Origin of the sequence: Pseudomonas sp. P129, from assembly GCF_020312195.1 — a bacterium.
Classification (GTDB): Bacteria; Pseudomonadota; Gammaproteobacteria; order Pseudomonadales; family Pseudomonadaceae; genus Aquipseudomonas; species Aquipseudomonas fragariae.
On sequence record NZ_JAGPYS010000014.1, the window covers coordinates 1 to 26,718 of the forward strand.

A 26,718-nucleotide genomic window follows, 5' to 3' on the forward strand; every position below is an offset into this window, starting at 1 on the left:
CTGAAGCTTAACGGCCTGAGTCCTGTGGAATACAGAATGCAGGCCGCCAAGGCAGCGTAGGTGGATAATTGTCCAACCTTCGGGGGTCACACCAGAGCGTGGGAACGAGAATCTGAGTCGAACGCCAATCCAGCTGATGTCGCAGAACCGCTGTGTGACGCAGAGCGTCACGAAAGGCATTACCACGCGGAGCGTGGGAACGAGAATCTGAGCCGAACCTCAATCCAGCTGATGTCGCAGAACCGCCGTGTGACGCAGAGCGTCACGAAAGGCATTTCCGTCAGCAAAAATGCAACAAAACGTGGCACAGTCGCCCCGAAAAATGGCACATTGGCGCGCCCCGGTACGCGTGACACATCTTGTAATCATTCGTACCGGGCGGCCCGCGAACCCTTTTACGGATAAATACCATGGCGACCAGTGCTCCGCCCGCGACGGCGAAGGCCTCGACCACCCCTCAAGCCAGCCCGCTGGTGATGCGCATCATCGGTGCTGTTGCCCTCGCGCACCTGGTCAACGACCTGATTCAAGCCATCCTCCCGTCGATCTACCCGATGCTCAAGGCCAGCTACGACCTGAGTTTCACCCAGATCGGCCTGATTACCCTGACATTTCAGATCACGGCCTCGCTGCTGCAGCCCTGGGTCGGTTATTACACTGACCGCCATCCTAACCCGCTGGTACTGCCCGTCGGATCGATCTGCACGCTGATCGGCATCGTCATGATGTCGATGGTCGGCAGCTTCCCCTTGATCCTGCTGGCCGCCGCGCTGATCGGCATCGGCTCGTCAACGTTCCACCCGGAAGCCTCGCGTATCGCGCGGCTGGCCTCCGGTGGTCGTTACGGGCTCGCGCAATCGACCTTTCAGGTCGGTGGCAACACAGGCACGGCATTCGGACCGTTGCTGGCGGCGGCGATCATCATCCCGTTCGGCCAGGGCAATGTCGCCTGGATCGGCCTGTTTGCGTTGTTCTCGCTGGGGCTGCTGTATGCGATCAGCCGCTGGTATCGCACGCACCTCAACCTGTTCAAGCTCAAGGCCGGTCAGGCAGCCACTCATGGTCTGTCCAGAAAACGCGTGATTGCCTCGTTGGCAGTGCTGGCATTCCTGGTGTTTTCCAAGTTCTTCTACATGACCAGCCTGACCAGCTATTTCACCTTCTACCTGATCGAGAAATTTGGCCTGTCGGTCGCCAGCTCGCAGTTGCACCTGTTCCTGTTTCTGGGCGCCGTGGCGGCGGGGACCTTTTTCGGCGGGCCGATCGGTGACCGCATTGGCCGCAAGGCGGTGATCTGGTTCTCGATTCTTGGTGCCGCGCCGTTCACCCTGGCGCTGCCCTATGCGGATCTGTTCTGGACCAGCGTACTCAGTGTGATCATTGGCTTCGTCCTGGCCTCGGCGTTTTCCGCCATCGTGGTCTACGCCCAGGAGCTGGTGCCTGGCAACGTGGGCATGATCGCCGGGCTGTTCTTCGGCCTGATGTTCGGCTTCGGCGGCATTGGCGCTGCCTTGCTCGGTTATCTGGCTGACAGCCACGGCATCCTGTTCGTCTACACGCTGTGCTCGTACCTGCCGCTGCTCGGTATCCTCGCGATTCTTCTGCCTCGGACCAAATAATGCTGATAGCAACGCTGATTTTCCTGTTCACCATCACGCTGGTCATCTGGCAACCCAAGGGCCTTGGCGTAGGCTGGAGTGCCGTATTGGGGGCAATTCTGGCGTTGCTGACAGGCGTCGTGCACGTCAGTGACATCGCTGTGGTGTGGGGCATCATCTGGAATGCCACGGCGACGTTCATTTCGCTGATCATCATCACGCTGCTGCTCGATGAGGCCGGTTTCTTCGCCTGGGCAGCGCTGCATGTGGCGCGCTGGGGCAAGGGCAACGGGCGCCGTTTGTTTGCCCTGTTCGTGCTGTTCGGTGCGCTGGTGTCCGCCTTGTTCGCCAACGATGGCGCGGTGCTGATCCTCACCCCGATCGTCATTGCCATGATGCTGGCGTTGCGTTTCTCGCCTGCGTCGACGCTGGCGTTCGTCATGGCGGCCGGTTTCATCGCCGATACGGCCAGCCTGCCGCTGGTGGTCTCGAACCTGGTGAACATCGTGTCGGCGGATTACTTCAAGATCGGTTTCAACCGTTACGCAGCCGTCATGGTGCCGGTGAATCTGGCCAGTGTCGCCGCCACCCTGGCCGTGCTGATGTGGTACTTCCGTCGGGATATTCCCGCCGAGTTCGAGCCCGAGCAGCTGGACAAGCCGGAAACGGTTATCCATGACCGCGCCACGTTTCTGGCCGGTTGGGCGGTGCTGGTGATTCTGCTGGTGGGCTGTTTTGCCCTTGAGCCGCTGGGCATCCCGATCAGTGCGATCTCGTCGGTGTGCGCAGTGTTGCTGCTGGGCATCGCCGCCAAAGGGCATACGATCAAGACGCGCAAGGTGATGAAAGAAGCACCGTGGCACATCGTGGTCTTTTCGCTGGGTATGTACCTGGTGGTCTATGGCCTGCGTAACGCCGGGCTGACCGATTACCTGGCCAATCTGCTGGACTGGTTCGCGGGCTATGGCATCTGGGGCGCGGCGATGGGCACCGGCGTGATGACCGCGTTCCTGTCTTCGATCATGAACAACATGCCCACGGTACTCATCGGGCTGCTGTCCATCGACGCGAGTCATGCCAGCGGTGCGATCCAGGAAGCCATGATCTACGCCAACGTGATCGGCAGTGACCTCGGCCCGAAAATCACCCCCATCGGGAGTCTGGCCACGCTGCTCTGGCTGCATGTGCTGCAGCGCAAGGGCATCACTATCAGCTGGGGCTACTACTTCAAGGTCGGTATCGTGCTGACCGTGCCTGTCCTGCTGGTCACACTGGCTGCGCTGGCATTGCGGTTGAGTTGAGCGGATGACTGGTATCGGCGAGGTTCGGCCACATGTCCGACACCAGAAACAGCCGTTCGGCTTCTTCCCAGTGGCCCTCGGCATTCTCCCTGAGGCGCACCAATAGCTGCGCCGGGGCCAGCGGGTCGAGTTCACTCAGCCATTCGTGCAACTGTTGATCGCTCCATGCCTCGTTATAGAGTGCCGGCGCCAGCCAGGCATGGCGCGGCAGGGGCTGCCAACGTCCCGGTTGGCTTTGCGCCAGGAACGACTTCCAGTCACGTTGATGTAGCCAGCGACCCTTGAGGTGCTGCGGATGAACGCCGGCAGGGGACTGGCATGAGCCTGGCCACGGATACAACAGGTAGCCGCCCAGCCACAACCGCGCAGTGAACGCTTCGACCCCCAGCGCTGCCAGCGTCGCCCGGCTTTCCGGGCGTGCCGACATCGGCAACTGATGCTGGCTCAGATGCGTCAGCTTGCGGTCCAGCCGGTCCTGACAGCCAGGCCCCAGCCAGTGCGCCGGGTCGCTACCATCGCCGTCCTGCGGCCCCAGGTAGAGCTTGATCGCCAGTTCGACGTGGTGCACGCCTTCACCATCGCGCAGCAGCATGTCCAGCTCGCCCAGGGTCTGGCTGCCAAGCCTGATCGGCAGGTTGGCGGCGATTATTTCCACCCCCGGCGCATGCTGCAGGGCGAATTGCCAGAGCCGTTCGTAATAGCGGCCCAGTCTTCGTGTGGTTGCCTGCGCCAGCCAGTCTTCGAGCGGGCGGCTGTCGCGGTCCAGTTGCCAGAGAAAGTCCGCCAGTTGCTGTGGCGCTTTTACCCAGTCGCTGCCCGCCAGTGGATGGCGCTGCGGCCAGGGCGCGGTTTCAAGCATGGGCGGCGCGAGGATCACCCAGGCAAGGTCGCGCACTTCGGAATGCCGCAATTGGCGGGGGAGATCGATCAGGTCGGGGAATAGAGTCATGTGTCGAGGATAGCGTGAGTCGCCGCCGACAAACAGCGTGTTGCGCAAACAGCATATGCACGCCGGTGTTTTTGCTTTCGACGACAACGTATGACGTACGATGTGCGACAGGATGATCATCGAATATAAAAAGGTTATTGAGAATTATCAGGCGCCTTCTCTTTGTGCAAACTGTCATTCATATCCAGTATATTGTTGGCGTCAAACAGTTCAGGCGCCAGTCAAGGATGTTCATTGGCCGGTGTGTCTCAATGGTGGTCACCGTGTGGTGAATGTCATTCAATCAGTCGGTCGACTCGTGGGCTGCTTTATATAGGTGGTCTTCATGCGGCGGATATTCGACTCGGCAAATCGGATGCCTGGAGTTTTCTATGAACGGTGACATGCAGACCCGGATAAAACAACTGCTCTCACCCGCCATTGCACGCGTGCAATGTATTGCCATCGTTTGTTGGCTGGTTGTTCTGTCGGTTACGCCGTATCTGCAATTCGGTCTGCTGGAAGTGCTACTGACCCTTGGCCTGCTGGGCGCGTGCGCCTGGCAATGCCGCGCGGTCGACTTCAGAGTCTGGCGATGTATGGGCATGGCCTTCGTGATCATTGTGGCACTGTGCTTTTCAAGGGCGGGCCATTTACGCACCGCGACGGACATCAACTGGTCACTCTCGGTCGCCGTAATGATTATTCTGTGTTCGACATTGTTAGTGGTGTATACCCGGGATTATCTGCTGGTGGCGGTACTCGCCTGGTGTATTCTCTCTCCCGCTCAGGGGGTCGATACCGACAGTGTCGCGACGCTGTTCATGACACTGTTCTTTATCACGTCGGTCAGTCTGGGCAGTGTGCTGAATCATACTTACACGCGCACACTTCGTACGGTATTGAGTCTGGAACATCAGTTTCGCGAATTGTCGATGACCGATGACCTGACCGCTATATTGAATCGCCGGGCACTGATGCAGGCACTGGATAATCATGTGCTGAATAACTCCGCGGGTTATTTTCTGATGCTCGACATTGATGACTTCAAAACCATCAATGATCAATTCGGCCACGACGCCGGTGATCAGGCGCTTCGGGTGATGGCTGGCTGCCTGCAAAAGACCGTGGGCAGTCTCGCCTTCGGACGCATGGGCGGAGAGGAGTTCGGCGTGATCCTGCCAATGTGCAGTGAAGACGACGCTCGGGATTATGTGCTGGACCTGTTGGAGTGCATCAGAAAATCCCTCGCTGTCAGCCCGCTGACCTGCAGTGCCGGGCTGGCCGACATCCCTGCGGCAGCGGACAGCTCGGCAGTGCTCAAGACCGCCGACATCAATTTGTATAAGGCCAAGCGGGGCGGCAAGGACCGGGCATTCTGGCGAGGTGCGCAGATAGGCGGCCAGCAGGCGCACGGGAGTGTGGAATGCGACAAAACCCGCGCCCTGACACGATAGGCGGCCATCGGACTTCATCGCGCCGCCCGTACCCTGTTGTAAGGTCCGCGAAACCCTTTTTAAACCCCGGTTTGCTGCTGTCAGGCCCTTTCGCCCATAATCACGTTTTTAAAGTCGTATCGAACCCGCAGCAGGAGCCTCATGGAGCAATTTCGCAATATCGGCATCATCGGTCGCCTGGGCAGTGTTCAGGTGCTCGAGACCGTTCGCCGACTCAAGAGATTCCTGCTGGACCGCCACCTGCACGTCATTCTCGAAGAGACGATCGCCGAGGTCCTGCCCGGTCATGGCCTGCAGACCTCATCGCGCAAGATGCTCGGCGAGGTCTGCGACATGGTCATTGTGGTCGGTGGCGACGGCAGTCTGCTGGGCGCGGCGCGGGCACTGGCCCGGCATAACGTTCCGGTGCTGGGCATCAACCGTGGCAGCCTGGGCTTTCTGACCGACATCCGCCCCGACGAGCTGGAGGTCAAATGCGCCGAAGTGCTCGACGGGCATTACCTGGTGGAAAACCGCTTTCTGCTCCAGGCCGAAGTGCGTCGCCACGGCGAGGCCATCGGTCAGGGCGATGCGCTCAACGACGTGGTGCTGCACCCCGGCAAGTCCACGCGCATGATCGAGTTCGAGATCTACATCGACGGTCAGTTCGTGTGCAGTCAGAAGGCCGACGGCCTGATCGTCGCCACGCCAACCGGTTCGACCGCCTACGCGCTGTCGGCAGGCGGGCCGATCATGCACCCCAAGCTCGATGCCATCGTCATCGTGCCGATGTACCCGCATACCTTGTCCGGGCGGCCCATCGTGGTCGACGGCAACAGCGAGCTGAAAATCGTGGTGTCCAAGGACATGACCATTTACCCGCAAGTGTCGTGCGACGGCCAGAATCACTTCACCTGCGCGCCGGGTGACACCATTACGGTCAGCAAGAAACCGCAGAAACTGCGTCTGATCCATCCGCTGGATCACAACTATTACGAGGTCTGCCGCACCAAGCTCGGCTGGGGCAGCAAGCTCGGCGGCGGGGGCGATTAATGCTCGATCCGGCGCGTGGCTATGATCTGATCGGTGACGTGCACGGGTGTGCCCATACCCTCGAGCACTTGCTGGAGCTTCTCGGTTACCGTCTGCAGGCTGGCGTGTGGCGCCATCCCGAGCGCATCGTCATTTTCCTCGGCGACATCATCGACCGCGGCCCGCGTATCCGCGAATCGCTGCACATCGTGCGCGACATGGTCCAGGCCGGTCAGGCGTTGTGCATCATGGGCAACCATGAGTTCAACGCGCTGGGCTGGGTGACACCGGCCCTGTCCGAAAGCGGTCATCAGTTCGTGCGCGAGCACACCCCGCGTCATGCGCGGCTGATCGGCGATACCCTGGCGCAGTTCGAGCAATATCCGGATGAGTGGAGCGAGTTCGTCAACTGGTTCTACGAGTTACCGCTGTACCTCGATGCCGGTCGCTTCAGGGTGGTGCACGCCTGCTGGGATGCGACCCTGATCGATCCGCTGCGTGGCCTGCATGGTACGGGGTGTATCGACAAGCATTTCGTCCAGGCATCGGCAGTGCCCGGCAGCTTCGCCAGCAATGTCTTCAATCGTCTGCTGCGTGGCACCGACATGCGCCTGCCGCACGGCCTGACCCTGACTGGCGGTGATGGCCTGACCCGCGAATTCTTCCGCACCAAGTTCTGGGAGGATGATCCGCAGACTTACGGCGACGTGGTCTTTCAGCCGGACGCCTTGCCCGAAGGGGTTGCCAAGACGCCATTGACCACGTCGGAAAAGAACGCCTTGCTGCGGTATGGCATCGATGAGCCGCTGCTGTTTGTCGGTCATTACTGGCGCAGCGGCATCCCTGCGCCTATCCGGCCGAACCTGGCCTGTCTGGATTACAGCGCCGTGCTCTACGGCAAACTGGTCGCCTATCGGCTTGACCAGGAAACACAGATCGATCCGGACAAATTCGTCTGGGTCGACGTGCAGCGTCCCGAGGTTTGATAATGAGTCCTGTAGCTGTCCTGCGTTTGCCGCTGACCACCGACCTGAGCGGTTTTGTCAGGCTGTTGCTGCGCTTGCAGATTCCTCACCGGGTCAGTGAAGAGGCTGGCGAGCAAGTCCTGTGGGTGCCGGACGCGCCGCGACTGGTCGAAGAAGTGCGCGAGTTGTACACGCGCTTTCCCGAAGGCGACGAGCACGTTCAACTGGCGCAGGACAGCGGAAGCGCCACCTACAAGCCGCCCGGCCTTATCGAGCAGTTACGCAGCAGTCCGGTGACGGCCCTGGTGTTGCTGGTCACCTTGCTGGTGGCGGGGCTGACGCTGCTGGGCGATAACCTCGAAGCCGTCCGCTGGCTGACCTTTCAGGATTTCCGCATCAATGGCGAGTACGCAACGTTTCTGCCGTTGTCCGAAAACCTGGCGTCCGGGCAGTGGTGGCGGATCATCTCGCCCATGCTGATCCACTTCGGCATCCTGCACCTGGCCATGAATGGCATGTGGTTCTGGGAGCTGGGGCGGCGGATTGAAATTCGTCAGGGCAGCCTGTCGCTGCTGTTGCTGACCCTGCTGTTCTCGTCGGTTTCAAATTACGTGCAATACCTGTTCAGCGGCCCAAGCCTGTTTGGCGGACTGTCCGGCGTGCTGTATGGCCTGCTCGGGCATTGCTGGATTTTCCAGATGCTGGCGCCCAACCCGGTCTACCGCCTGCCGCGCGGCGTGTTGATCATGATGCTGGTCTGGCTGGCGCTGTGCCTGTCCGGTCTGGTGAGCATGCTCGGCTTCGGCGAAATCGCCAACGGTGCGCATGTCGGCGGGCTGATCATCGGTTGTGTCACCGGGCTGCTGGGTGGTGCGATTGCGCGCCGCAAGGCCTAGAATTACCCGCTATTTTCTGGAGTGCGCCATGTCGTCTTTTATAGAAATGATCGAAAACATCACCCCGGATATCTACGAGAGCCTGAAACTGGCTGTGGAAATCGGCAAATGGTCCGACGGTCGCAAGCTCACTCAGGAACAACGTGAGCTGTCCCTGCAGGCGCTGATCGCCTGGGAAGTGCAGAACCTGCCGGAAGACCAGCGCACCGGCTACATGGGGCCGCAGGAATGCGCCTCCAAATCGGCCCCGGTGCCCAATATCCTGTTCAAATCGGATGCAATTCATTGATCGAAATTGGTCGCGGAGCAGTCAACAAAATGTCGGCGCGTCAGGATGACACGTCGTGTGTGCAATACGCTTTTCGCCTGGGCGACACCGAGATCGCGGTCAACCCGCTGATCGGCAAGACGCTGCGTCTGGAGTTTCTCGGCGCCATTCATTGCAGTCATTGCGGGCGCAAGACCAAGTCCAGTTACAGCCAGGGTTACTGCTACCCGTGCATGCTCAAGCTGGCGCAGTGCGACCTGTGCATCATGAGCCCGGAGAAATGCCATCACGATCAGGGCACCTGCCGTGATCCGGCGTGGGGCGAGCAGTTCTGCATGACCGATCACATCGTCTACCTGGCCAACTCATCAGGCGTGAAGGTCGGCATTACCCGCTCCACGCAGTTGCCGACCCGCTGGCTGGACCAGGGCGCAAGCCAGGCACTGCCGATCCTGCGCGTGGCAACCCGTCAGCAGTCCGGCTTCGTCGAAGATCTGCTGCGCAGCCAGGTGGCCGATCGTACCAACTGGCGTGCCTTGCTCAAGGGCGACGCTCAACCCGTTGACCTCAAGGCCATTCGCCGGGAGCTGTTCGACAGTTGCGGCGCAGGGCTGTTGGGATTGCAAGAACGATTCGGCCTGCAGGCCATCCAATTGCTACATGACGCCGAGCCTGTCGAGTTTCGTTACCCGGTCGAGGCGTATCCGACCAAGATTGTCAGCTTCAATCTGGACAAGAACCCGATTGCCGAAGGCACGCTGCTGGGGATCAAGGGCCAATACCTGATTTTCGACACGGGCGTGATCAATATTCGCAAGTACACGGCCTATCAGTTGGCCGTGCATCAGTAGAAGGATTCCAGCATGCGCACCGAACAACCGAAAATGATCTACCTGAAGGATTACCAGGCTCCCGAGTACCTCATCGATGAGACGAACCTGACCTTCGAACTGTTCGACGACCACTCGCTGGTCCACGCGCAGCTGGTCATGCGCCGCAACCCAGAGCGTGGCGCAGGCCTGCCAGCGCTGGTGCTCGACGGCCAGAATCTGGAACTGATCTCGGTCAAGCTGAGCGATGTGGAGCTTGGCGCTGCCGATTATCAGCTGACCGACGACCACCTGACCCTGCACCCGCAGGCTGACAGCTTTACGGTCGACAGCACCGTGCGCATCCATCCGGAATCCAACACCGCACTGGAAGGGCTGTACAAGTCCAGCGGCATGTTCTGCACCCAGTGCGAGGCCGAAGGCTTCCGCAAGATCACCTATTACCTCGACCGTCCTGACGTGATGAGCAAGTTCACCACCACCGTCAGCGCCGACAAGCAGGGCTTCCCGATCCTGCTGTCTAACGGCAACCCGGTGGCCAGCGGCGAAGAAGAGGATGGCCGGCACTGGGCGACGTGGGAAGATCCGTTCATGAAACCGGCCTACCTGTTTGCGCTGGTGGCCGGCGATCTGTGGTGTATCGAAGACACGTTCACCACTATGAATGAGCGGAACGTGACCCTGCGTATCTACGTCGAGCCGGAAAACATCGACAAGTGCCAGCACGCCATGACCAGCCTGAAGAAGTCCATGCGCTGGGACGAAGAGACCTACGGTCGCGAGTACGACCTGGACATCTTCATGATTGTCGCGGTCAACGACTTCAACATGGGGGCGATGGAAAACAAGGGCCTCAACATCTTCAACTCCAGTGCCGTGCTGGCGCGTGCCGAGACGGCGACCGATGCCGCACACCAGCGTGTCGAAGCGATCGTCGCCCACGAATACTTCCACAACTGGTCGGGCAACCGCGTGACCTGCCGTGACTGGTTCCAGCTGTCGCTCAAGGAAGGCTTCACGGTGTACCGCGACGCCGGTTTCTCGGCCGACATGAACTCGGCCACGGTCAAGCGTATCCAGGACGTTGCCTATCTGCGTACTCACCAGTTCGCCGAAGATGCGGGGCCGATGGCTCACGCTGTGCGCCCGGACAGCTTTATCGAAATCTCCAACTTCTACACCCTGACCGTGTACGAAAAGGGCTCGGAAGTGGTCGGCATGCTTCACACCCTGCTGGGGGCTGAAGGCTTCCGCAAGGGCAGCGATCTGTATTTCGAGCGCCACGACGGCCAGGCCGTGACCTGCGATGACTTCATCAAGGCCATGGAAGACGCCAATGGCGTCGATCTGACTCAGTTCAAGCGCTGGTACAGTCAGGCGGGCACGCCGCGTCTGGCGGTCAGCGAGTCGTACGACGCTGCGGCCAAGACCTACAGCCTGACCTTCCGCCAGAGCTGCCCGACCACACCGGGCCAGCCTGGTGATCAGAAACAGCCTTTCGTGATTCCGGTCGAGCTGGGCTTGCTTGACAGCAAAGGTGGCGAGATCGCCCTGCGTCTGGCCAACGAAACCGCCGCAACCGGCAGCACGCGGGTGCTTTCGGTGACTGAGGCCGAGCAGACGTTCACCTTTGTCGATGTCGCTGAAAAGCCACTGCCGTCCTTGCTGCGTGGCTTCTCGGCACCGGTCAAGCTGAGCTTCCCGTACGACCGCGATCAGTTGATGTTCCTGATGCAGCACGACAGCGACGGCTTCAACCGTTGGGATGCGGGCCAGCAACTGTCGGTTCAGGTGTTACAGGAACTGATCGGCCAGCATCAGCAAGGCCAGGCGCTGCTCATGGATCAGCGCCTGATCACTGCGCTGGGCACCGTGCTGGCGGATGATGGCCTGGATCAGGCGATGGTCGCAGAAATGCTGTCGTTGCCGGGCGAGGCTTATCTGACCGAAATCAGCGAAGTGGCCGATGTCGATGCGATTCACGCCGCTCGCGAATTTGCCCGTCAGCAGCTCGCAGAGGGGCTGTTCGATGGGCTGCTGGCGCGCTATCAGGCCAACCGCGAAGTGTCGAAGGTCACGCCTTATGTGGCCGAAGCCGCGCACTTCGCCCGTCGTGCCCTGCAGAACATCGCGCTGTCGTACCTGATGCTCAGCGGCAAGCCGGAGGTACTGGCAGCCACTATCGACCAGTTCGACACCAGCGACAACATGACCGAGCGCCTCACCGCGCTGGCCGTGCTGGTCAATTCGCCGTTCACTGCCGAGCGCGACAAGGCGCTTGACGTGTTTGCCGAGAACTTCAAGAGCAATGCGCTGGTCATGGATCAGTGGTTCAGCGTTCAGGCGGCGAGCACGTTGCCGGGCGGCCTGCAGCGTGTTCAGGAACTCATGAAGCACCCAGCCTTCAGCATCAAGAATCCGAACAAGGTGCGTGCCTTGATCGGTGCCTTTGCCGGGCAGAACCTGGTCAACTTCCATGCGGCAGATGGCTCCGGCTATCGCTTCCTGGCAGACCTGGTGATCGAGCTGAACGCGCTGAACCCGCAGATCGCTTCTCGTCAATTGGCACCACTGACCCGCTGGCGCAAATACGACAGCGCCCGTCAGGCGCGGATGAAAGCCGAGCTGGAACGCATCCTCGCCTCCGGAAAACTGTCGGCGGACGTGTATGAAGTGGTGAGCAAAAGCCTGGCTGAATGAGGGTTTGTGCTGTGCCTATTGCCTGAACTGCATGGGTGATAAAGGCGCTGTCTGCTGATGCGGACAGCGCCTTTTTTGCGTCCCGTTGATGGGGGGGGCGATTGTCTGCTATCCGCGCATCACGCCTTATTCAGCACTCGCTAAAGTTCTTATGGCTCATGGACAAAAAATAAGTCTTTTTAGATGAAATTTAGGTAATGGAACCGTCTTCGGGACAAGGCCACACAGTGTTGGCAGCGCTGTAGAGGCCGTCCTGTCTTGAAAGTAATCAAGATCACGGAGGTCTGTTTTCAGCGGTGCCTGGTGCGGAAAAAGTACTTTCGCTCACTCCCGTTAAACTGACTTTAAATAAGGTGAAAAGTGTTCAGGATCAATACCGGATCGTCGTCATATAATGTTCAAAGTTCCGCATCCTATGAAGGTTCTGAGGGCGTAAAATCGTATGGTTTGCATGATAATTTAAATGTAAGGGCCAACACCACAAAGGTCACTGATTATGTGGGTACCAAGGCCGCCAATCAGATTCCTTGCCTTCTAAGCAACGCGACGTTCCAGGGCGACGTTATATCCGTAGCAAACTCAATGGCAGTCCTTGCTGCAATGGGGCAAGGGCACGGTAATGTTATTGTCGCCGACCTGGATAAGGCACACCTTGCCGGCGTGCAATCAGTCCTCGCAATTGCTCAATCATCTGGCAGTCAAGAGGCATGGTTGAGAGAGGTGAAACGCCAGCATAAGTCCGGCTATGCAGATCATCTTGAACTATTGATACAACGCAATCAGGAGCATCTGTCATTCGACTCGTTAAAGCAGCGCCTGCATCGCGGAGGCGTCAGCATCGTCCAGGCAGATATGGCCAGTGACAGCGCAACAGAGTTGGCCGGGCTGGCCCCGCATGGCGTATCCGGAATGTACGTGAGTAATATTGAAATGTACCTCGGCGGTTTTCTTGATAAAGCCAACACTTCCATCAACGAGAGGCAGCAGGCACTGAACACGTTCAAGAATAATATCGTCTCGCTTATGGGGGCCGAGGCATTTCTTATTCGTGGCGAATCGGTAGGTATGCAGGTTCACAATAAGAATGCCGCTATCAACGACTGGATACCCCAAGTCCGTTAACGACCAGGCTGGGTCACACCATCGACAGGAAGGTCTTTTCTTCCCCGCCTTCCTGTCTCTAACCTTGTTCGAACCTTCCGCCCGCTCGGGCGTTTTCAAATGACGTTGGCGCTGAAATAAGTTGCCAATACGGGTGCCTGCGGTCAGCAGTTGCACGGTCAGGGCTTTACCTCCTCGCGATCAATCAGCACGTACAGAGTGCTGCGGCGTAGTGCTATTCAAAAAGGACGGTCCTTCCTATAAAAAATCTCACATGTGATGCATATCTATCTTCAGAAACATCTGCTACGTTGCTTACCTGATTCACGGCCAGCAGCAAGGGGAAGCGCCAATGCCTCGTAAAACCCAGGGCGATAACGCAGCGGTCCCGGCCAAGGTTTCCAAGAGTTCCACCGATTACATGCGTGAAATGCGCCTGCGGCTCAAGGAGGCGGGGCTGGTGAAGCGCGAATTCTGGATCCGGCCGGAAAATGTCGATGCCCTGCGGGGTATCGAAAAAGCCTTAAGACAGCCCTTTTTGGGCGACAGAATAAAACTGGAGGACTTCATGACCGAGAATACCCACTGGACCATCAGCTCTCTGCAGAAGGCACTCAGCGAACTGGAACTGGTGACGAACGGCAAGATCGAGCTCGACGTGACCGAGGGCGATGCCTCGGGGATCAGGCTGACCATGGCTGACTACGGCGACCTGCCGATCTACATCGCCGTAGAAGGCGAGCAGATTCTCGCCGACGCGACCTTGATCGAAGTGAACAAGATCAAGAACGTGCAAGCGTTCAACGACGTTGTCCTGCGCAGCCGCGACCTGTTTCCGCTGTCGTCGGTCGGCATCGAAAAGCTGGGCGGCGGTCAGGAAGTCTACTGCCTGTTCGGCGCATTGAGCGCGGCATCGTCGCTCACGGTCGTGGTGCAGGAAATTCTCACCCTCGCGGACAACGTGATCCGTGCGGCCGATGCTTTTGAAGATCATTTCATCTACTGAACAGCGCTGTCAGGCGGAGAACATTCATGACTACAAGTATCTGGAAAAAACTGGTGACCGCTGTTCGTGGCGGCGCTTCCGAAGTGGGCGAGTCGATTGCCGACGCCAATGCCATCCGCATTCTGGACCAGGAAATCCGCGACGCCGAGAACGCGCTGGTCAAGGCCCGCGACGGGCTGATCACCATCAAGGCCAAGCACAAACTTTCGGCACAGCGTCTTGAAGAGCACGCTACCAGCATTGCCAACTGGGAAGGCCGCGCCATGCAGGCCCTGAACAAGGGTGAAGAAGCCCTGGCCGTAGAATGCGCGAACAAGATCGCCGAAATCGAAGCCCTGCGTGATCAGGAGCAGGAACTGGCCGACCAGTTCAGCAAGCAGGTCAACCTGCTGCAGGATCAGGTGATCAAGGCCGAATCGCGAATCAAGAGCCTCAAGCAGCAGGTCGAGATGGCCAAGGCCCGTGAAACCGTGCAAAAGGCCCGCGTTGCAACGGCTACTGCAACCGGTGGTGCCAGTGGCGCCGTCGAAACCGCAGTCGGCTCGCTGGCACGTCTCAAGCAGCGCCAGGATGAACAGGACGCCAAGCTCGAAGCAGCTGAAGAACTGGCCACCCAGTCCAGCGGCAGCGATCTGGAGCGTCGTCTGCAGGATGCCGGAATCGGTGCTAAAAGCGGCGGTGCGCAAGATGTACTGGCGCGCCTGAAAGCCAAAAGTCAGACGCCGGCTCAGTAAGCGCTGCAACAAGGCAGGCGAGGGTGGTGCATGGCGTTTTCCCGACGACTCAAGGTCATCCTCGTCCTGTCGGCCGTGTTGATTGCGGTACAGGCATTCAACTCGATGACCAGCAACAGTCTGCTGCAGTTCGGTATCATGCCGCGCAGCCTCACCGGGTTGCGCGGCATTGTGTTTGCCCCCTTTTTGCACGGGTCGATTCAGCACTTGCTCAGCAATCTGTTGCCGTTCATTGTGCTGAGCTGGCTGGTGGCGACCGAGGGTGTCAGGCGTTATGCATGGGTCGCCGGGCTGGTTTGCCTGCTGGGCGGACTGCTGGTCTGGAGCTTCGGTCGCAGCAATATTCATGTCGGCGCAAGTGGTCTGATTTTTGGTTTGTGGGCTTATCTGCTGGCGCGGGCGTGGTATCAGCGCAGTATCGCCAGTGTGCTGATCGCGCTGCTGGTGCTGGCCGCTTATAGCGGGCTGGTGTTCGGCTTCGTTCCGGTGGCCGGTGTGTCGTTCGAATCACATATCGCGGGTGCACTTGCAGGCGTTTGTGTGGCCTGGCTGATGCATTCCAGGGCATTGCTGGCGCAGAAATGAGTCAGTCTCGCGCTTGCAGGCAGTGCGCCTGTTGCGCTTGAAGAGCGTTATATATCGTCACCCGTCACTGCAAGGAAACGGATTATGAGTTGGTTCAAACGGGCCATGGGCCTGGAAGCCCCCAAGGCATCAGGCCGGGACGGCACACAACCGGTCAGCACGGTCAGTCCGCTGGGGCTGGCCTCCGGACGGATGCTGTGCCTGGACAGTTCGCTGAAACTGTTGCTCGACGGTCACTCGGAAGTGGTCGTTCCGGGCGATGAAAAGGTCTGGTCCGTGGGGCATATCGATCTCGGCCAGTCCATGGCGCTGCATCGTTTCTACCTCGATAACGAGGACTATTTTCTGCAAGTGGTCAGCACTGGCCCCAACCCGGAAGACGTACAGGACATCATCCTGTTCGGCTACTACGGCGCCGAGCCGATCACCAGCAAGGATGAGTTGCTGCGCCTGACCGGCCCGTCGTCGAAGATCGGCCTGCCGACCTACGAGCACGATGGCGAGGTCTTCGAGCGGCAATGGGGGACTTCACCCGGCCAGACCGAGCTGACGCCACTCGATGAAAACATCGTCAGTCCTGACGCGACTTATCGTGTCAAGCACCTGAGCATGCTGTACGCCCGCGAAACAGGACTGATCAACCGCCGTGAGTTTCTGCTGTTTTCCGTAGAGGAAGACGAGGAGGGCAGCATCACGCTCACCACGGCGGTCGGCATAACGCTGCAATCCACTGATATCAACGTTCTTTGACAAGGAAATCCTCATGATCGACGCGCTGCGTATGTCGCTCAATGCCACTGCTGTATTCGGCTTCGTCATGTACATCCTGGTGGCGGCGATTCTGTTCGCGCTGTTCCAGTTCATCTACAGCCGGATCACGCCGCACAAGGAATTTGCGCTGATTCGCGAGAATAACAGCGCAGCGGCAGTTGCCCTCGGTGGCTCGCTGATCGGTTTCGCGCTGCCGGCCAGTAACATTATCAGCTACAGCATCAGCATTCTGGACGTGGTCGTCTGGGCAGTGATCGCCGCCGTCGTGCAACTGCTGGCGTTCGGCGCTACCAGCCTGGTGCTCAAGGGCCTGTCGACGCGTATCGCCAAGGGTGAAATGGCGGCGGCCATCTATTCGGCCAGCGTCGCGATCAGCGTCGGTCTTCTCAACGCGGCCTGCATGACCCCGTCGGTCTGACGGCAGCCTTGAACAAGGAGACTCACGATGAGACGTAGTTCAGTAAAACTGGTACTCGCCGGTGCGCTGCCGCTGGCCCTTGCCGGTTGCGGTCCGTCCGAGAAAAAGGACACCGTCAACGCCAAGGCCAACTTCAGTTCGGTGCAGGAATGCGTCGATGCCAAGGTGCCGGTGAATATCTGTTCGGATGCCTACATGCAGGCGCTGTCCGACCATCGCCGCATTGCGCCGACCTATGATGACAAGGCGTCCTGCGACGCGGACTTCGTCCCGGATTATTGCCAGGTCACCTCTGACGGCAAGTACATGCCTAAACTCGGCGGCTTCGAACTGGGCTTTTCCGGGCAAGTGCCGAAAGAGGCGCTGGACCGCGCCAATCAGGAAGTCACCCAGTCTGCTCCGTCGGGCATGAGCGGCACCACCGGCCTGATGGCCGGCCTGCTGATCGGCAATCTGCTCAGCAACGGCTTCGGCAATAACCGCTATTACTCGCAGCCCATTTACCAGACGCGCGATGACCGGGGCGGTTATTACAGCTCGTCCCTGCCGAGTCAGATCGATCGCGGCAAGACCTTCGGGCGCTCGACCCAGGCGCAATCCAGCCCGGATCGCAGCTACGGCAAGAGCACCCTGGGGCGCAACCTGGGCAGCTCGGGTTCCGGCTCGTCTTCGGTGTCATCGACCATCTCGCGCGGCGGCTTCGGCAGCCAGGCCTCGGCACGCAGTGGCTGGGGCGGCAAGAGCAGCAGTGGCAGCAGCAGTTTCGGAGGCTGACGGTTCGCGGCATGAAAAAGATCAGCATCGAGGAACGTCCGGACTGGCGCACCACCGCCGAGCGTGAAGGGTTCAACTTTCACACCATCGATGGCGAGCGTTACTGGGACGAGCGCGGGTATTACCTGTTCAGCGAACAGCAGATTACCCGCGATCTTGAAGCGCCCACCCAGGAGCTTCACCAGATGTGCATGGATGCCGTGGCGCGAGTGGTGGACAGCGAAGCGCTGCTCCATCAACTGGCGATCCCGGAAGCGTTCTTCGACCTGATCCAGAGCTCATGGAAGGAGGGACATCCGCATCTGTACGGACGCTTCGATTTTGCCTACGACGGCACGGGCCCGGCAAAGATGTACGAAATCAATGCCGATACGCCGACCAGTCTGATGGAAGCCGGGGCGGTGCAACTGCTCTGGCTGGAAGAGCAGATGGCGCGCGGCGTGCTGCCTGCGCATGCCACCCAGTTCAACTCGATTGCCGAGGATCTGGTTCGGGCCTTTGCCGAGTTTCCCGGCACGACTCCGTTCTACTTCTCGGCGATGTCCGGTTCCATCGAAGACCGGGGCACCACCGATTTTCTGCGGCGTATGGCGGCACACGTCGGCATCGATGCGAGGCATATCGATATCGAAGACATCGGGCTCGGCGCTGACGGGCGTTTTGTCGATCTGGACGGGCGCTGGATCGAGCGCTTGTTCAAGCTGCACGCGTGGGAGCATATCTTTCACGAGGAATTCGGTCAGCACGTGTCAGCGAGCGGCACTCAGTTTGTCGAACCGGCGTGGAAGGCGATTCTCAGCAACAAGGGTATTCTGCCGTTGTTGTGGCAGTTCAACGAAGGCCATCCGAACCTGCTGCCCGCGCATGTCGACCAGGACGCGAACAAAGCGGTCCCCAAAGGCTGGGTACGCAAACCGTACTTTTCCCGTGAGGGCGCCAATATCGAAATGCGCACGCCTGGCGATCAGGTGATCTCGGTCGATGGGCCCTACACCGATGCGCCCTACATTCTGCAGGCGTACTCGCCGCTTCCGCGATTCGGCGACAGCTACACGCTGATCGGCTCCTGGGTCATCGGCGATCTTGCGTCCGGGATCGGCATTCGTGAAGACGACAGCCTGATCACCAAGGACACCAGCCGCTTCCTGCCACACGTCGTCATCGACTGAGCCCTGCCTGTCATCACCCGGTGTTACTGGCTTGAAGCAAGTAACACTCTTGTTGTTACCACACGTTCATATACCCGCCATCAAGCAGCGATAATAAGTGGTTTTATGAGTGTGCTGTCTGACAATCAAACAGACGATGTTGTTGTTTTTAATCCTGGTCATAACGCGGGGGCACGACGTTTCAGATCTGTACCTTATATAAGGTGTGATCTGTTCTTTATCGCCTGTTGGCATTCACGTTGCATTACTGTGGGCTATTCCGGGTGCCTGCTTCATTGGTGTTTAACAGCGCGTTGTCGATTCTTCTTGTTCTGTGAAGTTTCCTACAGACATATTCCCGATAGATAACCTGTTCGCGGTAAGAATACGTGGGCAATTCGGTTTGCCTGTTAAACAAACGGTTATTGGCCGAACGTCAATAACCGTGTCGCCCTTACAACCTGCCGTTTACACGGAACTATTCCCGGCCTGGACGCCAGACACGCGTCCCGACGTGGCCATGCAAGGAGAGCCCACATGCTCATGAAACTTCGGCTGGGCGGCGCGCTGACGCTGCTGTTCGCGATCGACACCTGCCAGGCAGTGGATGCCACGTTGCTCGGGAGTCGTTTGACCCCACTGGGAGGCGAGATGGCAGGTAATGCCACGGGGACCATTCCACCCTGGACAGGCGGAATCACCCGGCCCCCGCCCGGGTACAAAGGCTCGGGCACTCGGCATGTCGATCCGTATTCCGCTGACAAACCCCTGTTCACCATTACTCACGCCAATATGCAGCACTACCGCACGCGCCTGACGCCTGGGCAGGTAGCGATGTTCGACACCTACCCCGACAGCTACCGGATGCCGGTATACCCCACGCGACGTTCCGGATCGGCGCCGCAATGGGTCTACGACAACACCCGCCGCAATGCGCAGAAAGCCCGGTTGATCGGCGGCGGCAACGGTTTTGTCGATGCCTACGGCGGCATTCCATTTCCGCTTCCGGAAAAGGGCATTCAGGCCGTGTGGAACCACATTGCACGGTATCGCGGCCATTATGCGGTGCGACGTACTTCGGAAGTTGCCATACAGCGCGACGGCAGTTTCAAACTGAACACTTCGCGTCAGGAAGTGCTGTTTCGTTTCTATGATCCTGCGGGCAGCTTTGCCAGTCTGGATAACGTGCTGTTCTATTACCTGTCGTTTATCCAGTGCCCGACGCGCATGGCCGGTTCTGCCGTGCTGGTCCACGAAACACTGGACCAGATCCAGGAGCCGCGGCAGGCGTGGACCTACAGTGCGCGGCAGCGTCGGGTACGCCGCGCGCCGAGTCTGGCTTACGACATGCCGATCCCGGCCTCTGAAGGCTTGCGCACGGCCGACGACACCGACATGTTCAATGGCTCGCCGGATCGTTACGACTGGAGGTTACTGGGCAAACGCGAGGTCTATATTCCCTACAACAACTACCGGATTTCCAGTCCTGACATTACCTATCGCCAATTATTGCAGGTAGGGCATCTTAACCCGGCCTATACGCGCCATGAGCTGCATCGCGTATGGGTGGTGGAGGGCACGCTCAAACCGACCGCGCGTCATGTCTATTCAAGACGCACGCTGTACCTGGACGAGGACAGTTGGCAGGCTGCAATCGTCGATCAGTACGACGCTCGGGGGCAGTTGTGGCGCGTCTCCATGGCGTACCTGAAGAACTATTACGAACTGCCGACCACCTGGTCCGCACTGGACGTTTTCCATGACTTGCAGGCGCGGCGTTATCACGTGCAGAACCTCGACAATCAGGAGCCTGGCACCAGTGACTTCTCTCAGCCGGTACCCAGCGTGAACGCCTTCAAACCAGCGGCCTTGCGGCGCAGGAGCATTCGCTGACCGGCGTCTGGTCAATCTGTCCGATCAACCGTCGTTATGTTTCATCAATCACATTCAGCACGCTTAACAAAAGATAACGACATGTCGATTGTCAGGCATTTGCAAAGCTGCCTAGGATGGCCGAGCTTCCAGACAGGTAACGCCATAGCGCTGCGGGCGTCGACATCGATATGAGTTATCCGGCACCCGCACCCGATAACAGCCACCTGATAATAATAAGAGCGGAAAAGTCCATGCGTGAGTCTTTCCATCGTCGCACCCGGTTATGCGCGGGCATGTTTCTGGCTGCCGTTGCGTCATCCGTGTTTGCGCTGCCAGCCATGGCCGGTTCCGAGGCGCCAGCCCCTGCCGCCGCTGCAGATACGCCTGTTTACGCCATCGAGTCGGCCAAAGCCTCTCGCACGTTGTTGCTGGACGTCGCCCATGCGGGGGCGCGGCTGGTCGTGGTGGGTGACCATGGGCATATTCTGCTTTCCGATGATCAGGGCAAGACCTGGAGTCAGGCCCGCGTGCCTACCCGGCAGTTGTTGACGGCCGTATTTTTTGTGGATGAACAGCATGGCTGGGCGGTCGGTCACGACGCGCAGGTACTGGCCAGCAGCGATGGGGGCAAGAGCTGGAACAAGCAGTTCGAGGACTTGAAGCGCGAGGCTCCGCTGCTGGATGTCTGGTTCAAGGACCTCGACAACGGCCTGGCCATCGGTGCCTACGGCCTGCTGCTGAGCACGGCCGATGGCGGGCAGCACTGGGAAGATGTCAGCGACCGGCTGGACAACGAGGATCAATACCACCTGAACGGCATTGCTCAGGTAAAGGATGCCGGCCTGTTCATTGTCGGCGAAGCGGGCAGCATGTTTCGCTCCCGCGACGAGGGGCAGACCTGGGAGAAAATCGACGGCCTGTATCAAGGCTCGTTATTCGGCGTGATCGGCACGGCTCAGCCGTCCACGTTGCTGGCCTATGGTCTGCGCGGCAATCTGTTTCGCTCCAGCGATTTTGGTGACAGCTGGCAGCCGATCGAACTGAAGGGCGCGCGCGGGCCGCTCGAGTTCGGCCTGGCCAGCGCTACGCTGCTGGCCGATGGCTCGCTGGTGCTGGTCGGCAATGGCGGCAGTGTCATGCGCAGCACCGATGACGGGGAAACATTCGCGGTCTTCAATCGACCTGATCGCATCTCGCTGGCCGGGGTTACCGGCAATTCTCAGGGCAATCTGATTCTGGTAGGACAGGGCGGCGTTCGCCTCACCTCGTCGACGAGCGCCGATACGACCCAACAATAAGACCTTTCAGGGCGGGATATTCAGGCATGAGCACGCACCAGCACGCGCAAGATCCGGATGAAAAAGCAACCTTCCTTGAACGCCTGATTTTCAACCATCGCCCGGCAGTGATTCTCCTCTGCCTGCTGGCCAGCCTGTTTCTGTTCTGGCAGGCCACGCAGGTGCGGCCTTCCACCAGTTTCGAGAAGATGATCCCGCTGTCTCATCCGTTCGTTCAGAACATGCTCAAGCATCGTAACGATCTGGCGAACCTTGGTAACACGGTGCGCATATCGGTCGAAGCGGTGGACGGCGACATCTTCTCCAAGGAGTACATGGAGACCCTGCGCCAGATCAGCGACGAAGTGTTTTACGTCCCCGGCGTGGACCGCTCCGGGCTCAAGTCGCTGTGGAGCCCCAGCGTGCGCTGGACCGAAGTGACGGAAGAGGGCTTTGCGGGAGGCGAGGTGATCCCGCAGAGCTACGACGGCTCGGAGGCCAGTCTGGACCAGTTGCGCAACAACGTGCTCAAGTCCGGACAGGTCGGGCGCCTGGTCGCCAATGATTTCAGGTCGAGCATCATTGATGTTCCGCTGCAGGAGTCCTACCCGGACCCGGCAGACCAGGGCAAATTACTGGCGCTGGACTATCAGCAATTCTCCCACCAGCTCGAAGAAAAGATCCGCGACAAGTATCAGGCGCAAAACCCCGACATCAGGATTCACATCGTCGGCTTCGCCAAGAAGGTCGGCGACCTGATCGACGGTCTGTTCATGGTGGTGATGTTCTTTGGCATCGCCTTTCTGATCACGCTGGTGCTGCTGATCTGGTTCACCCGGTGTATCCGCAGCACGGTGGCAGTACTGAGCACCACGCTGATCGCGGTGATCTGGCAATTGGGGCTGATGCATGTGGTCGGCTTCGGTATCGACCCGTATTCGATGCTGGTGCCGTTTCTGATTTTCGCCATCGGCATCTCTCACGGTGTGCAGAAAATCAACGGTATTGCCCTGCAATCCAGCGAGGCCGACAACGCCCTGACCGCTGCGCGGCGGACGTTTCGTCAGCTGTTTCTGCCCGGCATGATTGCGATTCTGGCCGATGCGGTGGGCTTTATCACGCTGCTGATTATCGACATCGGGGTGATCCGCGAGCTGGCCATCGGCGCTTCCATTGGTGTGGCGGTGATCGTGTTCACCAACCTGATCCTGCTGCCGGTGGCGATTTCCTACGTGGGCATCAGCAAAAAGGCAGTGAGCCGCAGCAAGCAGGATGCGGTCTCCGAGCATCCTTTCTGGCGATTGCTGGCGAACTTTGCCAGCGCCAGAGTCGCGCCGGTGTCGATTGTGCTGGCGCTGCTGGCCTTCGGAGGGGGGCTTTGGTACAGCCAGAACCTGAAGATCGGCGACCTGGATCAGGGCGCGCCCGAACTGCGCCCCGACTCGCGTTACAACAGGGACAACGCGTTCATCATCAACCATTACTCGACCAGTTCCGATGTGCTGGTGGTCATGGTCAAGACAGGCCCCGAGGGTTGCTCGGCGTATTCGACAATGTCAGCGATCAACGAGCTGGCCTGGAAGATGGAGAACACCCAGGGCGTGCAGTCGGCCATTTCCCTGGTCACGGTGTCGAGACAGATGATCAAGGGCATGAACGAGGGCAACCTGAAATGGGAGAGTCTGTCGCGTAACAAAGACGTGCTGAACAACTCCATCGCCCGCGCCGACGGCCTGTACAACACCGATTGTTCGCTGGCGCCGCTGCTGGTGTTCCTCAACGACCATAAAGCCGAAACCCTCCACCGGGCGGTGCATGCAGTGCAGGACTTCGCCAGACAGAACGATACGCCGGACCGGCAATTTCTGCTGGCCGCCGGCAACGCCGGCATCGAGGCCGCGACCAACGAAGTGATCAAGCAGTCCGAGTGGGTTATTCTGCTGCTGGTCTACCTCTGCGTGGCCGCGATGTGCATGATCACCTTCCGCTCATGGGCCGCCACGCTGTGCATCGTCCTGCCGCTGGTGCTGACCTCGGTGCTGGGCAACGCCCTGATGGCCTTCATAGGCATCGGTGTCAAGGTCGCGACCCTGCCGGTGGTGGCGCTGGGCGTTGGCATCGGCGTCGATTACGGCATCTACATTTACAGCCGTCTCGAGAGTTTCCTGCGCGCCGGACTGCCATTGCAGGAAGCCTATTACGAAACCCTCAAATCCACCGGCAAGGCCGTGCTGTTCACTGGCCTGTGTCTGGCCATCGGTGTGTGCACCTGGATCTTCTCGGCGATCAAGTTCCAGGCCGACATGGGCCTGATGCTGACCTTCATGCTGCTGTGGAACATGTTCGGCGCACTGTGGCTGCTGCCTGCGCTGGCGCGGTTTCTGATCAGGCCGGAGAAGATGGCGGGGAAGGTGGGGAATTCGTTGTTTTCACATTGAGACACACATGAGGTTATCCATCCTCTTCTTGGTGACGTGTCTTCGCTCTGTGCTGAACGTTTCGCAGCGCGCGGTTGCTTTGCTGAACGGCTTGTGTCGGGTCAAGGTTGCCTTGCACTGGAAAAGGGGGACAAGGGGGTGAAAAAAAGGGCGAAAAATAGAGTTTTTAGGGTGATAGAGTTAAGGTTTTTATGAGACGCCTATCAGAAACATCAAGATATTGTTCTGTCGGGCGGGGCTATTAGTGTGCGGCTTAATAAGATGTCGTAAGAAATACTATAATCGCGCAAAGCGAGTGATAGTGTGGGGCAATGTGCCGGTATTTAAAGTCTGAGAGTTACTTAAGTTGCGTGAAGGGTGGTGCATAGTTATCATAATTTGCATGGGCTTCTCACTTGAGAGTTAGCCATTTCAAGTAGTTCATGGAGTAGAGTGATGGCACTTTCATTGCGCGGTGATACGGTTGGCCATGAAAAAAGCACCGGCAGACAAAAGCTGGAATGGGAGTTCGAACAGAGTGCAAGTGAGCGGGGTGTTCATCACTATACCTATTTTTTTTATCATCACGCGCCAGCGGTACAGCAACATGGCTTTGTTCTGATCAGCGTTCCGGAGGCAGGGAAAAATAATAGTCATTGCGCAGAGCGGCAGGACGTCGCGGATGCGATTTGGGACGTTGCTTGCTCTGAGCCACTATTTACCGGTTTACTGAACAGGCCGACATCATCAAATGACCGCGGCGAAATGATCGACGCCGGTACCACCTCTGACGGGATGACGGCGTTCTACCTCGGCGAAGAGAAGGCATTCAGTTTACTGCGGTTTGCAAATAAAGAAACCGGAACAGGAAGTACGCAAGGCGAGTACAGTCTTGCGGCAGAGGTGAAGTCGCTAGTTCGTGAGTTTCATCATAAGTTGACGGGCCTGGTCATGGGCGTCAATGAGTCGGACGAAAACTTCACTATTACGGACCGTGAAAAGGAGGTGTACATATGGACAGCCATCGGCAAGACCTGTAATGAAATTGCCGTCATTCTAAATATATCCAAAAGAACGGTAGATTTTCATATTTCCAATGTCATCTCGAAGTTGGGTGTCAGAACCAAACTCCAGGCCTGCATACAACTGACCAAGATGGGAATTTTGTAAGGGGTTTTTGGAACCCATGACGACTGGGTTGAGTGGCGGGCGCCAAGGCAGTCAACGCGTTGAGTGAGCCTGGATTCTTCTTGTGCGATTCCGACACAGCGCGAGGCCGATCGGAATGCTCATTGACCCCATCTGGATGCCCGCGCGATGGCTATCGGTCATCGCCATTCGTGGTCTGCGTACCTTCTCGTGCCGACTGTTCGCACAGTGTCTGCGGTGCAGTGCCGTATGGCGAATGACGTCTGTTTTGCAGGCGATAAATACTCAGTATCTGGCGCATGACCGATTGCGTATCGCGACGACCCGAGATGATGCCACCCTTGGCCAGATTGGCTTCGGCATAGTCAGGGTCTTGCAGGAGAATGGAGTGTGCCTTGTGCAGGTTCCAGTAGGGGATGCCTGCGAACAGGTGATGGGTCAGGTGCAGGTTGTCCCCGTGCATGCCGATAAACAGCCTCTCCCACCAGGAGGGAAAACGGTTGCGGGTGATACGCAAGGCCTCCTGCTCCCTGCCGAATAATCCAAAATGTTCAGAAACTTCCGACAGCCAGCCGATGACCTGAAAGGCCGTCAGATAAGGAACGAGCCAGAACATCAAGTAACCGTACACGCCCGTGGTGGCATAGAAAAGCGAGAATAAAACAGCGTGTACCGCGATCAGTGTCAGGGCTTTGCGAGGGGATTTCAACAGTGCGCCCAACCGATGAATGACGAGGTAGCGCAGGTAGCTGAATATATTCAGAAACAGCACGGTTCTAAGCAGGTGGTTGAACATGAAGTCGAATCGATCTTCGGTCGCCTGCAGCCCGGATTCAATATAGTAACGATAGTCCGGGTCCTTGTCGGCGTCACCGAGATGATGGTGATGCATGTGCACATGCGAATGTCGATAAGCCTCGTAATCCTGAAAGATGGGTAATCCGGTCAGGTAGTGGCCAATGGCATAATTGAGGCGGCGGCTTTGGGTCAGGGTTAAATGGGCTGCTTCATGAACGAGAGAGGCAAGGGCGCGTTGCCGTGAACCGATAATCAGCACACTGAGGGGGTAAGCATACAATGACCATTGGGTAAGTGCGACAGCGGAAGCAATGACAAGAACATCCCCCGACCAACCCAATAGCCATCGCCAGTTATTCTTTTTATAAAGACACGTCAGTTCAAGTTTTAGTGCATTTGTACAGTGAAATCGTTGGACGGTCTGCATCGTTTACCTCGACAGGTTGTGCTCTGCAATGCGTTGGTAATTAGGGCGTTATATAGACTAGAGAGGGGCGGGGAGCCGCGTAAGCTGCTATTTTTTACAGGTAGACAGTTGGCGGTGGCGTGTGGTCTTTTTAAAGAAGTCAATCACCGCTAACAAAAACGGATACACCGGTTTTTTTACGAGGTTGATGTCACCTGATCAATATGTTATCCGAGGCCGTCATGAACAGTTTTGAGAAAAATAATACCGCACCGTCACGCTCTCAAGATCTCGCTATGCGGGCC

Annotated in this window: 23 protein-coding genes; 21 read left to right on the forward strand and 2 right to left on the reverse strand. The window is 58.4% G+C overall.

The genetic code is table 11. From position 1 onward, the window contains the following. The first annotated feature begins 410 nt into the window (after nt 1–410). On the forward strand, nt 411–1,619 hold the full coding sequence (locus KBY02_RS23055; protein ID WP_011267172.1) for an MFS transporter: 1,209 nt from the start codon (nt 411–413) through the stop codon (nt 1,617–1,619). Next, complete coding sequence (locus KBY02_RS23060; protein WP_003409646.1) at nt 1,619–2,899, forward strand: arsenic transporter; 1,281 nt, start codon at nt 1,619–1,621, stop codon at nt 2,897–2,899. Before KBY02_RS23055 ends, KBY02_RS23060 begins: the two co-directional genes overlap by 1 nt. Here KBY02_RS23060 and KBY02_RS23065 read toward each other — a convergent pair. After that, nucleotides 2,865–3,848, reverse strand: a complete 984-nt coding sequence (locus KBY02_RS23065; protein ID WP_011267174.1) for a DUF1853 family protein — start codon at nt 3,846–3,848, stop codon at nt 2,865–2,867. The genes KBY02_RS23060 and KBY02_RS23065 overlap by 35 nt on opposite strands. A 371-nt stretch (nt 3,849–4,219) precedes the next feature. On the opposite strand from KBY02_RS23065, the gene KBY02_RS23070 reads away from it, so the two are divergent. From KBY02_RS23070 to KBY02_RS23160, 19 genes are all read left to right on the forward strand, one after another. After that, nucleotides 4,220–5,284: a GGDEF domain-containing protein gene (locus tag KBY02_RS23070; protein ID WP_011267175.1), complete on the forward strand. Its 1,065-nt coding sequence runs from the start codon at nt 4,220–4,222 to the stop codon at nt 5,282–5,284. A gap of 141 nt (nt 5,285–5,425) precedes the next feature. Continuing rightward, a complete protein-coding gene (locus KBY02_RS23075) occupies nt 5,426–6,316 on the forward strand; it encodes an NAD(+) kinase (RefSeq protein ID WP_003409651.1) in 891 nt (296 codons plus the stop codon). Continuing rightward, a complete protein-coding gene (locus tag KBY02_RS23080; RefSeq protein ID WP_116894083.1) occupies nt 6,316–7,281 on the forward strand; it encodes a metallophosphoesterase in 966 nt (321 codons plus the stop codon). The genes KBY02_RS23075 and KBY02_RS23080 overlap by 1 nt, the downstream gene beginning before the upstream one ends. 2 nt (nt 7,282–7,283) lie before the next feature. After that, nucleotides 7,284–8,156 (forward strand): rhomboid family intramembrane serine protease, encoded by an 873-nt coding sequence (locus KBY02_RS23085; protein WP_003406491.1) that lies wholly within the window; start codon nt 7,284–7,286, stop codon nt 8,154–8,156. A 28-nt stretch (nt 8,157–8,184) separates the two neighbouring features. Continuing rightward, nucleotides 8,185–8,445: a YeaC family protein gene (locus KBY02_RS23090; RefSeq protein ID WP_002554502.1), complete on the forward strand. Its 261-nt coding sequence runs from the start codon at nt 8,185–8,187 to the stop codon at nt 8,443–8,445. Next, entirely contained in the window at nt 8,442–9,275 is an 834-nt protein-coding gene (locus KBY02_RS23095; RefSeq protein WP_024651739.1) for a DUF2797 domain-containing protein, read from the forward strand. Before KBY02_RS23090 ends, KBY02_RS23095 begins: the two co-directional genes overlap by 4 nt. Nucleotides 9,276–9,287: 12 nt before the next feature. Continuing rightward, on the forward strand, nt 9,288–11,954 hold the full coding sequence (gene pepN, locus KBY02_RS23100) for an aminopeptidase N (RefSeq protein ID WP_032657417.1): 2,667 nt from the start codon (nt 9,288–9,290) through the stop codon (nt 11,952–11,954). Between the two features lie 360 nt (nt 11,955–12,314). Next, the gene (locus KBY02_RS23105) at nt 12,315–13,076 is read left to right on the forward strand and encodes a hypothetical protein (protein WP_225650784.1); all 762 of its coding nucleotides are present in this window, start codon (nt 12,315–12,317) and stop codon (nt 13,074–13,076) included. 331 nt (nt 13,077–13,407) lie between these two features. Beyond that, nucleotides 13,408–14,061, forward strand: coding sequence for a YjfI family protein (locus tag KBY02_RS23110; protein ID WP_003346660.1), 654 nt, complete (start codon nt 13,408–13,410; stop codon nt 14,059–14,061). Between the two features lie 26 nt (nt 14,062–14,087). After that, on the forward strand, nt 14,088–14,795 hold the full coding sequence (locus KBY02_RS23115) for a PspA/IM30 family protein (RefSeq protein ID WP_003406498.1): 708 nt from the start codon (nt 14,088–14,090) through the stop codon (nt 14,793–14,795). Between the two features lie 30 nt (nt 14,796–14,825). Continuing rightward, nucleotides 14,826–15,380, forward strand: coding sequence for a rhomboid family intramembrane serine protease (locus tag KBY02_RS23120; protein ID WP_003406500.1), 555 nt, complete (start codon nt 14,826–14,828; stop codon nt 15,378–15,380). Nucleotides 15,381–15,464: 84 nt separating this feature from the next. Further along, nucleotides 15,465–16,130, forward strand: coding sequence for a DUF2491 family protein (locus tag KBY02_RS23125; RefSeq protein WP_003406502.1), 666 nt, complete (start codon nt 15,465–15,467; stop codon nt 16,128–16,130). 13 nt (nt 16,131–16,143) lie between these two features. Next, entirely contained in the window at nt 16,144–16,569 is a 426-nt protein-coding gene (locus KBY02_RS23130) for a DUF350 domain-containing protein (protein WP_011267180.1), read from the forward strand. Nucleotides 16,570–16,596: 27 nt separating this feature from the next. Then, nucleotides 16,597–17,343, forward strand: coding sequence for a DUF1190 domain-containing protein (locus tag KBY02_RS23135; protein ID WP_011267181.1), 747 nt, complete (start codon nt 16,597–16,599; stop codon nt 17,341–17,343). 11 nt (nt 17,344–17,354) lie between these two features. Continuing rightward, the gene (locus tag KBY02_RS23140; RefSeq protein ID WP_003406507.1) at nt 17,355–18,512 is read left to right on the forward strand and encodes a glutathionylspermidine synthase family protein; all 1,158 of its coding nucleotides are present in this window, start codon (nt 17,355–17,357) and stop codon (nt 18,510–18,512) included. Nucleotides 18,513–19,028: 516 nt separating this feature from the next. Further along, on the forward strand, nt 19,029–20,384 hold the full coding sequence (locus tag KBY02_RS23145) for a DUF1329 domain-containing protein (RefSeq protein WP_011267182.1): 1,356 nt from the start codon (nt 19,029–19,031) through the stop codon (nt 20,382–20,384). Nucleotides 20,385–20,617: 233 nt separating this feature from the next. After that, a complete protein-coding gene (locus KBY02_RS23150; protein ID WP_225650785.1) occupies nt 20,618–21,664 on the forward strand; it encodes a WD40/YVTN/BNR-like repeat-containing protein in 1,047 nt (348 codons plus the stop codon). Nucleotides 21,665–21,690: 26 nt separating this feature from the next. Further along, on the forward strand, nt 21,691–24,081 hold the full coding sequence (locus tag KBY02_RS23155) for an efflux RND transporter permease subunit (RefSeq protein WP_122319650.1): 2,391 nt from the start codon (nt 21,691–21,693) through the stop codon (nt 24,079–24,081). A 435-nt stretch (nt 24,082–24,516) separates the two neighbouring features. Next, nucleotides 24,517–25,230 (forward strand): LuxR C-terminal-related transcriptional regulator, encoded by a 714-nt coding sequence (locus tag KBY02_RS23160; RefSeq protein WP_003406511.1) that lies wholly within the window; start codon nt 24,517–24,519, stop codon nt 25,228–25,230. Nucleotides 25,231–25,381: 151 nt separating this feature from the next. Here KBY02_RS23160 and gntB read toward each other — a convergent pair whose 3' ends face one another. Further along, nucleotides 25,382–26,434 carry a guanitoxin biosynthesis L-arginine gamma (S) hydroxylase gene (gene gntB, locus KBY02_RS23165; RefSeq protein WP_024660149.1) on the reverse strand — a complete coding sequence of 351 codons (1,053 nt, stop codon included), beginning with the start codon at nt 26,432–26,434 and terminating at the stop codon, nt 25,382–25,384. Between the last annotated feature and the right edge of the window lie 284 nt (nt 26,435–26,718).

Bases quoted from the DNA above. Each gene is read 5' to 3' on its own strand.
- KBY02_RS23055 (WP_011267172.1), top strand. From the start codon at position 411: ATGGCGACCAGTGCTCCGCCCGCGACGGCGAAGGCCTCGACCACCCCT.
- KBY02_RS23060 (WP_003409646.1), top strand. From the start codon at position 1,619: ATGCTGATAGCAACGCTGATTTTCCTGTTCACCATCACGCTGGTCATC.
- KBY02_RS23065 (WP_011267174.1), bottom strand. From the start codon at position 3,848: ATGACTCTATTCCCCGACCTGATCGATCTCCCCCGCCAATTGCGGCAT.
- KBY02_RS23070 (WP_011267175.1), top strand. From the start codon at position 4,220: ATGAACGGTGACATGCAGACCCGGATAAAACAACTGCTCTCACCCGCC.
- KBY02_RS23075 (WP_003409651.1), top strand. From the start codon at position 5,426: ATGGAGCAATTTCGCAATATCGGCATCATCGGTCGCCTGGGCAGTGTT.
- KBY02_RS23080 (WP_116894083.1), top strand. From the start codon at position 6,316: ATGCTCGATCCGGCGCGTGGCTATGATCTGATCGGTGACGTGCACGGG.
- KBY02_RS23085 (WP_003406491.1), top strand. From the start codon at position 7,284: ATGAGTCCTGTAGCTGTCCTGCGTTTGCCGCTGACCACCGACCTGAGC.
- KBY02_RS23090 (WP_002554502.1), top strand. From the start codon at position 8,185: ATGTCGTCTTTTATAGAAATGATCGAAAACATCACCCCGGATATCTAC.
- pepN (WP_032657417.1), top strand. From the start codon at position 9,288: ATGCGCACCGAACAACCGAAAATGATCTACCTGAAGGATTACCAGGCT.
- KBY02_RS23110 (WP_003346660.1), top strand. From the start codon at position 13,408: ATGCCTCGTAAAACCCAGGGCGATAACGCAGCGGTCCCGGCCAAGGTT.
- KBY02_RS23115 (WP_003406498.1), top strand. From the start codon at position 14,088: ATGACTACAAGTATCTGGAAAAAACTGGTGACCGCTGTTCGTGGCGGC.
- KBY02_RS23120 (WP_003406500.1), top strand. From the start codon at position 14,826: ATGGCGTTTTCCCGACGACTCAAGGTCATCCTCGTCCTGTCGGCCGTG.
- KBY02_RS23125 (WP_003406502.1), top strand. From the start codon at position 15,465: ATGAGTTGGTTCAAACGGGCCATGGGCCTGGAAGCCCCCAAGGCATCA.
- KBY02_RS23130 (WP_011267180.1), top strand. From the start codon at position 16,144: ATGATCGACGCGCTGCGTATGTCGCTCAATGCCACTGCTGTATTCGGC.
- KBY02_RS23135 (WP_011267181.1), top strand. From the start codon at position 16,597: ATGAGACGTAGTTCAGTAAAACTGGTACTCGCCGGTGCGCTGCCGCTG.
- KBY02_RS23140 (WP_003406507.1), top strand. From the start codon at position 17,355: ATGAAAAAGATCAGCATCGAGGAACGTCCGGACTGGCGCACCACCGCC.
- KBY02_RS23145 (WP_011267182.1), top strand. From the start codon at position 19,029: ATGCTCATGAAACTTCGGCTGGGCGGCGCGCTGACGCTGCTGTTCGCG.
- KBY02_RS23150 (WP_225650785.1), top strand. From the start codon at position 20,618: ATGCGTGAGTCTTTCCATCGTCGCACCCGGTTATGCGCGGGCATGTTT.
- KBY02_RS23155 (WP_122319650.1), top strand. From the start codon at position 21,691: ATGAGCACGCACCAGCACGCGCAAGATCCGGATGAAAAAGCAACCTTC.
- KBY02_RS23160 (WP_003406511.1), top strand. From the start codon at position 24,517: ATGGCACTTTCATTGCGCGGTGATACGGTTGGCCATGAAAAAAGCACC.
- gntB (WP_024660149.1), bottom strand. From the start codon at position 26,434: ATGCAGACCGTCCAACGATTTCACTGTACAAATGCACTAAAACTTGAA.